Annotated in this window: 6 protein-coding genes; 1 reads left to right on the forward strand and 5 read right to left on the reverse strand. The window is 50.9% G+C overall.

Annotated elements, in window-relative coordinates; translation table 11 throughout:
- Positions 1-11: 11 nt before the first annotated feature.
- The 5 genes from P2G88_RS14840 to P2G88_RS14860 form a co-directional block, all read right to left on the reverse strand.
- Entirely contained in the window at positions 12-3128 is a 3117-nt protein-coding gene (locus P2G88_RS14840) for a CusA/CzcA family heavy metal efflux RND transporter (RefSeq protein WP_275797286.1), read from the reverse strand.
- An 8-nt stretch (positions 3129-3136) separates the two neighbouring features.
- Positions 3137-4372, reverse strand: a complete 1236-nt coding sequence (locus tag P2G88_RS14845; RefSeq protein WP_275797288.1) for an efflux RND transporter periplasmic adaptor subunit — start codon at positions 4370-4372, stop codon at positions 3137-3139.
- A gap of 46 nt (positions 4373-4418) precedes the next feature.
- Positions 4419-4784 carry a hypothetical protein gene (locus tag P2G88_RS14850; RefSeq protein WP_275797290.1) on the reverse strand — a complete coding sequence of 122 codons (366 nt, stop codon included), beginning with the start codon at positions 4782-4784 and terminating at the stop codon, positions 4419-4421.
- The gene (locus tag P2G88_RS14855; RefSeq protein ID WP_275797292.1) at positions 4781-5470 is read right to left on the reverse strand and encodes a PepSY domain-containing protein; all 690 of its coding nucleotides are present in this window, start codon (positions 5468-5470) and stop codon (positions 4781-4783) included. Before P2G88_RS14855 ends, P2G88_RS14850 begins: the two co-directional genes overlap by 4 nt.
- 107 nt (positions 5471-5577) lie before the next feature.
- Positions 5578-7647: a M13-type metalloendopeptidase gene (locus tag P2G88_RS14860; protein WP_275797294.1), complete on the reverse strand. Its 2070-nt coding sequence runs from the start codon at positions 7645-7647 to the stop codon at positions 5578-5580.
- A 243-nt stretch (positions 7648-7890) separates the two neighbouring features.
- Between P2G88_RS14860 and P2G88_RS14865 the strand changes: the two genes are divergently transcribed.
- Positions 7891-8292 (forward strand): biopolymer transporter ExbD, encoded by a 402-nt coding sequence (locus P2G88_RS14865; protein ID WP_275797296.1) that lies wholly within the window; start codon positions 7891-7893, stop codon positions 8290-8292.
- The last annotated feature ends 146 nt before the right edge of the window (positions 8293-8438 follow it).

Consider the following 8438-nt stretch of genomic DNA (forward strand, 5'->3'; position numbering starts at 1 on the left):
TGCCTGGTTGTTTATGCCAAAGCCCTGCGCTCCACCAGATAAAATGCTACAGGGATCAGGAACAAAGAGACCAACGGTGCCAGTATCATACCACCGAGCATGGGGGTAGCAACGCGCTGCATCACTTCATGCCCTGCACCTAAGCTGAACATAATTGGCAGCAAGCTGGCAAGTATGGTGGTAACAGTCATGGCTTTTGGCCGTATACGTTTTACCGCTCCTGCTATCACCGCCGCTTGCAAACTGTGCTGATCGCGGTGAGTGACTTCCTGCCACGCCTGATTAAGGTAAAGATACATCACCACGCCAAACTCGGCAGCCACACCAGCGAGGGCGACCATTCCCACCATCACCGCTACCGACAAATTAAAATGCAGATACCAAAGTAACCACAAGCTGCCGGTCAGTGCGATGGGTAAGGTGCACAGGATCACCATACTCTGTGACCAACGTTTAAGGGTAATGTACAGCAATACCAAGGACAGTAGCAGCGTCAGCGGAATTAACATGGAAAGCTTGTCGGCAACCCGTTGCATGGCTTCATACTGCCCCGACCAGGACAGGCTGTATTTAGGTGGCAGGTTAAGCGTTTCAGCCAATGCTTGCTGAGCCGTCTGCAGATAGTCGCCCATGGCCATGCCATCAATATCCACAAACACCCAGCCAACACGGCGGGCATTTTCACTTTTTATCATATCTGGCCCTTCTTGCACGGACAGCGTCGCCAGACTGCTTAAGGGCACATACAAACCATCGCTATTGGTCACCGGCAGGTTTTTTAGTGCTTCTAAGTCTTCCCGCCAGTGACGCTCAAAGCGGATATTGATGGGATAGCGCTCATTGCCGTCGATAACTTCACCTATTGCCTCACCACCGATAGCGTAGCGAATAATGTCTTGCAGCTGCGCCAGACTGAGCCCGTATCGGGCCAGCGCTTGCATATCAGGGGCGATATCCAGATAACGCCCTGCCGCCGCGCGCTCGGCAAACACCGAACGGGTGCCAGGCAGCTTGGATAAGATAGACTCTACCTCAGACCCCAAGCGCTCAATCTCTTTAAGGTCAGGGCCGGAAATTTTTATCCCCAGCGGCGTTTTAATACCAGTAGAAAGCATATCAATGCGGGTTTTAATCGGCTGTACCCAGGCATTGGTAACACCGGGAAATTGCACTTTGGCGTCCAGCTCAGCAATCAGCTTTTCCACTGTCATGCCGTCTCGCCACTGTTCCTTTGGTTTGAGTTTGATACTGGTTTCCAGCATCACCAGGGGCGCCGGATCGGTGGCTGTCTCGGCGCGGCCAATTTTGCCAAATACCCGCTCCACTTCTGGCACTTGAGCAATCAACCTATCGGTTTGTTGCAATAGCTGTGCTGCCTTTCCTGCACTTAGCCCCGGTAAGGTGGTAGGCATGTAGAGTAAGTCGCCTTCATCGATAGTGGGCATAAACTCCGAACCTAGATGTTTGAGCGGATAGAGCCCGGACAGCAACACCAACGCAGCGAAAACCAAAGCGGATCGGGGAAAGCGCAATGCCAGGGATAGCAAGGGTTCATAGCCTTTTCGCAGCAGTTTGGAGAGGGGATTCTCTTCTTCAGGGCGAATACCACCACGCACCCAATAGCCCATCAGCACCGGCACCAGGGTAATGGCTAACAGCGCGGCACCGAGCATGGCAAAAGATTTGGTCAGCGCCATGGGGGCGAATAATCGTCCTTCCTGGCCTTCCAATACCAACACCGGCAAGAAGCTGATAGTGATAATTAAGAGCGTCAGAAACAATGCTGGCCCCACCTGTGTGCAAGCATTCGCGACTAATTGCCAATGTTCAACAGGGCTGGGGCGCCTCCCTTGCTGCGACTGGAAATGCTCAAGATGCTTGTGAAGATTTTCCACCATCACAATAGCAGCATCCACCAACGCACCGATGGCAATAGCAATGCCGCCCAGGCTCATAATATTGGCGCTTATCCCAAGCCACTGCATAACAATAAAGGAGAACGCCAGTGACAACGGCAGGATCAATACCGCCACCATGGCAGAGCCCAGATGCCATAAGAACAGCATCAGCACCACGGAGACCATCAGCATTTCCAGCAACAGTTTTTCGTTTAAGTTATCGACGGCCTGTTCAATAAAGGCGGCTCTGTCATAGGTCACCACCACCTCTACTCCTTCTGGCAGACTGGGTTTAAGCGCCTCCAACTTGGCCTTGACCTGTTCGATAACCTGGCGGGCATTGTCACCACTGCGCATCACCACAATACCACCCACTACTTCGCCTTGTCCGTCCAACTCGGCAATACCCCGGCGCAGCTCCGGTCCTAATCGCACCTCGGCCACGTCTTTCAACAAAAGTGGTATACCATCGGGGTTTCGCACACCTAGGGGAATATGCTCAAAATCGGCCAGGCTTTGCAGATAGCCACGGGCCCGCAGCATATACTCGCCTTCGCCCATCTCTAAGGTGGCGCCACCGGTTTCACCGTTATTGGCCAAAATGGCCATACGTATCTGCTCAATCCCCAAACGATAGCGGGCTAACTTTAATGGGTCGGGCAATACTTGGTAGGTGCGGGTCATTCCACCTACGGTAGCCACTTCTGCCACCCCGGGAACGGCTTGCAACTCCTGCTTTAGAAACCAGTCCTGCAAGCTTTTAAGATCGGCCAGATGCCAGTTGCCGCTGGTGTCTTTCAGGGCATATTGAAATACCCAGCCTACGCCTGAGGCATCAGGACCAAGGGTCGGCTGCACATTGGCAGGTAAGCGGCTTTGCGCCTGATTGAGATATTCCAATACCCTTGAACGTGCCCAGTAAAGATCGGTGCCGTCTTCAAACAGTACATATAAAAAGGAATCACCAAAAAAGGAAAAGCCACGCACCGTGCGGGCGCCCGGCACCGCCATCATAATATTGGCAAGTGGATAGGTGACCTGCTGCTCCACCACTTGCGGACTTTGTCCCGGGTAGGCCGTTTTGATAATAACCTGCACATCGGATAGATCAGGAATGGCATCCAAATTCAGTTTCTGCATGGCCTGCCAGCCGCCAAATAGCAGCAACAGGCTAAAGATCAACACCAGAGCACGCTGTCTGACTGACCAGTCAATGAGATTAGCTATCATGGCGCCTCCTAGTGATGGGCATGGGCGTCGAGACGCTCAAGTCCGCCTGCCAGACTGGCTTCGGCATCAATCAGGAATTGTCCCGAAGTCACTACCCTTTCACCGTCTTTGAGACCAGACAGCACTTCCACTTTGCCCTGCGCCTGCATGCCGATTTCTACTTCTCTCACTTCAAAACTACTGTCATCACGTTGCACCACAATACGATGGCCTTGCTCGGCAGGTATTACCGCCTGCTTACTCACCACCAAGACATCGCGAAGGGGACCACCGAAAATTTTTACCTCGGCTGTCATACCGGGTTTCACCCGCTCGAGCGGATTGGACAGGGTCAGACGCACCTTGAGGCTGCGCGTGACAGGATCAAGCTGCGGGTAGATATAATCAATGCTGGCTTCATCGCCATGCATACCTAAATGAGGCAGATGGATTTCGGCGGGCTTACCCAGCTTGACCCAATCAAACTGCGATTCGAACACATCGGCTATCACCCATAAACGGGTCAGGTCTGCCAGTGACAATAGCTCCACATCGGGTGTCACATACATACCTTCACGTACGTTGAGTTCTGTGACCACACCGTCCTGTGGTGCATAGTAAGGCACGGTGTACAGGGCTTTGTGGCCATCCTCTACTTGTTTGATCACGGATTCATCCATGCCCAGTAGCTTCAGACGCAATCTTCCCTGAGTGATCAGATGCTCGCGTGAGCTGGAGGCGGCATTTTTCAACACCTGCAAATAATCTTCCTGGGCCACCACCAATTCCGGCGAGTACAGAGTAAACAGGCGTTGGCCCTTTTTGACTTTCTGCCCCTGAGTATGCACATCCAGGCTTTCCAGATAACCGGCTGCCCGGGGATGAAAATGCATGATCGCGGACTCATCAAAGCCCACGGTGCCAAGGGTACGGACAAACTTCCATAAGTCGTCGCGCTTTACCTGCTCGGTGACAATTGACATGGCCTGACGGGTATCACCGGTAATTTCAATGACCACGCTGCTGCCTTCATTGCGGGCTTTTTGCACCACAGGCTCTAGGTTCATTCCACAGATGGGACAAGTGCCGGGATGATCTTTAACAATATGGCTGTGCATGGGGCAGACATAGCGGGTCTGGCCACTGATAACATCGGTTGGGGCCCGGCTTACTGGATGCTGATGCTCTGCTTGTTGGGCAAGCGCATAACCAGATGGCAAAATAAGTACAGCCAATAAGCTATATAAAACAATAAAAGGCCGCATGGGCATCTCCTGCAATAAGATTGTACAAAAGGGACAAAGACTTATGTCAGGCGCGGGGTGGACGATAGAGAGTGCTGGTTAAATGGATACTGAGTTCTGCAGGGGCATTCTGGATGCCCCCGGCATGTCGTTGCAAAGCCAGGAAAAACGTATTGGCGATGGCACTCAGACTCAGACAATGGCTGGCACAGCCTTGATTGTCACAGCCCTCACAACAACCCTGGTCATCGGGTGTAGATTGCTCGCAACAATCATGCGCCATAGCAGTATGATCTGTACTTTCTGCCATGGCATGGTGAGACGCTTGTTCTTGCATCGCAGATCGGGGCGACTGGGCAAAGGCCAACACCTTGGCATTGATGCTGCCAAGGCCAATAAAGATGACCAGTAAATATCCCAGAATTGTCTTCATCTACTTATTTGATAACGCCATTTGCGAATATTGGGTTTCAGCCAAGCATGATACAACAAAATAAAACCACTTAAAGTAAATAGCCATGCAAAAATGGCCAGACCAATCAAAAGTGGATTATTGAAATCCTCGCGCTCTTCAAAATCAAGAATATGCAGCATCCAGAAAAAATCGAAAAGACGCCAAAGATCGGAGCGCACCGACAAAATCTGCCCCGAATGCGGGTGCAGATAAAAAGTGGTGTTGATCCAGTCATCGAAATCCACCCGATAAATCGGCCCGGTTAGAAAATCGGCCTCCTGGGGGAGATGCTCCAGTAGTTGCGTGTTGCGAAGCGCCCCTTCTCCCAAATAGGCATGCCCGGCCACTTGCTGAATTTGCTGCGCGTTTAAGGGCAATACTTCAGTGCCGTCGGGTTGCATCCAGTGCTCTTTGTCCTGCAGGTCCACGCCGAGTAAAATAGGACCATCCAGCCGCTGCTTCCATTCGAGTTTTTGCCATTGCTGCATAGACATTTGCACTGCCGGCAAAGGCTGGCTAATTGGCGTATGGCGAACAGCCAAATGCTGGCCACGCACCATATCGATGGGGATTACCGACATCACCACCCCGCCGCTTATCCAAAGCAGCACCTGAATGCCTAATATCAGGCCCAGCCATTTGTGCCATTTTCGCCAAAGATTCATTTTTATTCTTATTCCAACTACTTTGTTACCTACCATGCCAATGCTTGTGTTCCGTGGCAACAACAAAAATGCCGGCGCAAGGCCGGCATTTTTAACCTTGCTATCAATTACCAGATACGTACGCGATCTTCTGGCTTGATATAGGTCTTGTCCCCTTCTTTTACGTCGAAGGCACGGTAGAAAGCATCTACGTTCGGGACAATACCCCTTACGCGATATTCGCCAGGCGAATGTGGTCCCCTGACCAACTGAGCACGTAGCGCATCTTCACGATACTTTCCGCGCCATACCTGGGCATAGCCCATAAAGAAGCGCTGATCACCGGTTAAGCCGTCAATGACCGGCGCTTCCTGACCATTAAGCGACATTTGGTAAGCCTTATAACCGATGGTTACGCCGGCTAAGTCGCCGATATTTTCGCCCAGGGTCAATGCACCATTAATGTTCAGGCCTTCGATGGGCTCAAACTGGTCGTATTGTGAGGCCAGTTTCTTGCCGAGTGCATCAAAAGCCGCGCGATCTTCATCTGTCCACCAACTGCGCAGGTTACCGTCACCGTCATACTTGGAGCCCTGGTCGTCGAAGCCGTGACCGATTTCATGGCCGATGACCGCACCGATGGCACCATAGTTAACCGCATCGTCGGCTTCCATATTGAAGAACGGCGGCTGCAAGATAGCGGCCGGGAATACAATTTCGTTACGGGTGGGGCTGTAGTAGGCATTTACGGTCTGGGGGGTCATACCCCATTCCACTGGATCGACAGGCTTACCGATTTGGCCTACATAGTAATCCTGCTCGAAAGCGTTGTAGCGCTTGTAGTTGCCGACCAATTCATCTGCTTTGATTTCCAGGCTGCTGTAATCGCGCCACTTATCCGGATAACCAATCTTGGGTGTGAACTTAGACAGTTTTTCCAGTGCCGCTTGCTTGGTAGTCTCGGTCATCCAATCCAGTTCACGAATACTGTCGCCATAGGCTTTGATCAGGTTTTGCACTAACTGATCCATCTTGGCTTTGGCTTCGGATGTAAAGTGTCGGGCCACATATTGTTGCCCCAATACTTCGCCGAGCACATCGCTGGTGGCTTCCACTGCGCGCTTCCAGCGAGGTTCTTGCTCAGGAATACCGTTTAGGGTTTTGGAGTGGAAATCAAAATTCAGATCCACCAGCTCTTTGTGCATACGTGGGGCATAAGTGTCCACCAGATTGAAGGCCATAAAGTCCTTCCAGGTCTGTACATCGGTCTCGGCAAAGAGCTTACCCATGGCTTCAAAGTAAGGCAGTTGACGGACAATTATCTTCTCAACCGCTTCCAGTTTTCCGGCCTTGGCATAGGCGTCCCAATCAAAACCGGCTAACAGTGCACGCACTTCTTCTGCGCTACGCGCATTGTAGTTTTTCTCTGCATCTCGGCTGTCTACCCTGGACAGGTGAACTTCAGCAATACGGGTTTCCAGCGCCAGCAAACGCTCAGCGGCATCGGCCGCATTCTCATAACCGGCCATGGTCAACACATCGGTCATGTATTGCTTGAGGGCGATACGGAAATTCTGGAACTTTTCTTCGTCTTTTAAATAATAATCACGATCCGGCATGGTCAGACCGCTTTGAAATAGCCACATGCCATTGGTATTGGGATCCTTGGCATCAGGATAGACAAAGAAACCAAATGGTGCTGACACTCCCATTGCATACAGCTCACCCATTTTTGCGGCAACCGCTTTATGATCGGCGATCGCTGCGATGCTCTCAAGATCGCCTTTAAGTGGCGACATACCCAATTCATCGGTTTTTTCTGTATTCATAAAGCTGTTGTACATGTCACCCAGCTTCTGATTGTTGCTGCCGGGTTCGGCTTCAGCTGCGGCGGCTTCTTGTATCAGGGCTTTCAAATGCTCTTGAGTGTTGTCATTCACAACGTTAAAGGCACCGTAACGAGACTTATCGGCGGGTATCTCTGTAGTTTTTAACCAATGACCGTTAACGTGCTGAAACAGGTCGTCCTGGGCACGGGTGTTATTGTCGATAGCAGCTAAATCGATACCGGAAGATTGAACGGCAGCAGCCGGCGTAACTTTTTGTTCTGTTTGCTCTGTGCTTTGAGGAGCGGGGCTACAAGCCGCTAAGCCAAGTGCAGTAGCAATGCCAAGTGCGAGAATACTTACCTTCTTCATTATAATAATTCCTGATGTGCTCTAGGGTGGGAATACAACTTGTCTAGTCTACTGAGGACCAAGGTGGCAGGCAAAGGACCTTGCCAATAAAGTGTGTCTGATTGTAAACAAGATGTTTTTTAGAACAAGCCCCTTTAGCGTAAGTGATTAAATTTGTTGTGGCCGCACGCCAGGTAAACTACGTTTATTTAGAGGATTGTTTTTACTAAGGAAAAACCTGGGGGTTTTCCAGGGAGAGACGTTATGAAGAAAAAACACCAATCTGAGATCCCCGACGCCAGCATCGACATGACCCCTATGTTGGATATTGTCTTTATCATGCTGATTTTCTTTATCGTCACCACCTCTTTTGTGAAAGAAAAAGGGTTGATGGTTAATCGCCCCGATGACGCCCAGAAGAGCAACAAACCCAGTAAAAACGTCAATATTAAAATCGATGCAAACGGCATGATTTTTATGAACGGTCGACAGGTGGATTTAGCCCGCGTGGAGGCCAACATTCAGTTATTCCTGGCTGAGAACAATACCGATACCGCCTTGGTACAAGCCCACAAGGACACCGCCCACGGCACCGTAGTGGAAGTATTGGATCAGGCTTCAAAAGCAGGCCTCACGAAACTCTCGGTGATTGCAGAAAAAGAATAAAAGAAAGGGCGCTTAAGGCGCCCTTCAGATTGATGATAAACCCCACCATTTTTGGTGGGGTTTTGTTTTTTAGGGCCATCCAGTGAGTTTTCCGTGGCTCCTTACCTATTGATGGGATTGGCTGATTTTTTCTTAAGCGTGATTGA

The organism is Aliiglaciecola sp. CAU 1673 (assembly GCF_029223185.1).
Lineage (GTDB): Bacteria > Pseudomonadota > Gammaproteobacteria > Enterobacterales > Alteromonadaceae > Bowmanella.

Excerpts from the sequence above, each read along its gene's own strand:
- P2G88_RS14840 (WP_275797286.1), bottom strand. The coding sequence starts at position 3,128 with ATGATAGCTAATCTCATTGACTGGTCAGTCAGACAGCGTGCTCTGGTG.
- P2G88_RS14845 (WP_275797288.1), bottom strand. The coding sequence starts at position 4,372 with ATGCGGCCTTTTATTGTTTTATATAGCTTATTGGCTGTACTTATTTTG.
- P2G88_RS14850 (WP_275797290.1), bottom strand. The coding sequence starts at position 4,784 with ATGAAGACAATTCTGGGATATTTACTGGTCATCTTTATTGGCCTTGGC.
- P2G88_RS14855 (WP_275797292.1), bottom strand. The coding sequence starts at position 5,470 with ATGAATCTTTGGCGAAAATGGCACAAATGGCTGGGCCTGATATTAGGC.
- P2G88_RS14860 (WP_275797294.1), bottom strand. The coding sequence starts at position 7,647 with ATGAAGAAGGTAAGTATTCTCGCACTTGGCATTGCTACTGCACTTGGC.
- P2G88_RS14865 (WP_275797296.1), top strand. The coding sequence starts at position 7,891 with ATGAAGAAAAAACACCAATCTGAGATCCCCGACGCCAGCATCGACATG.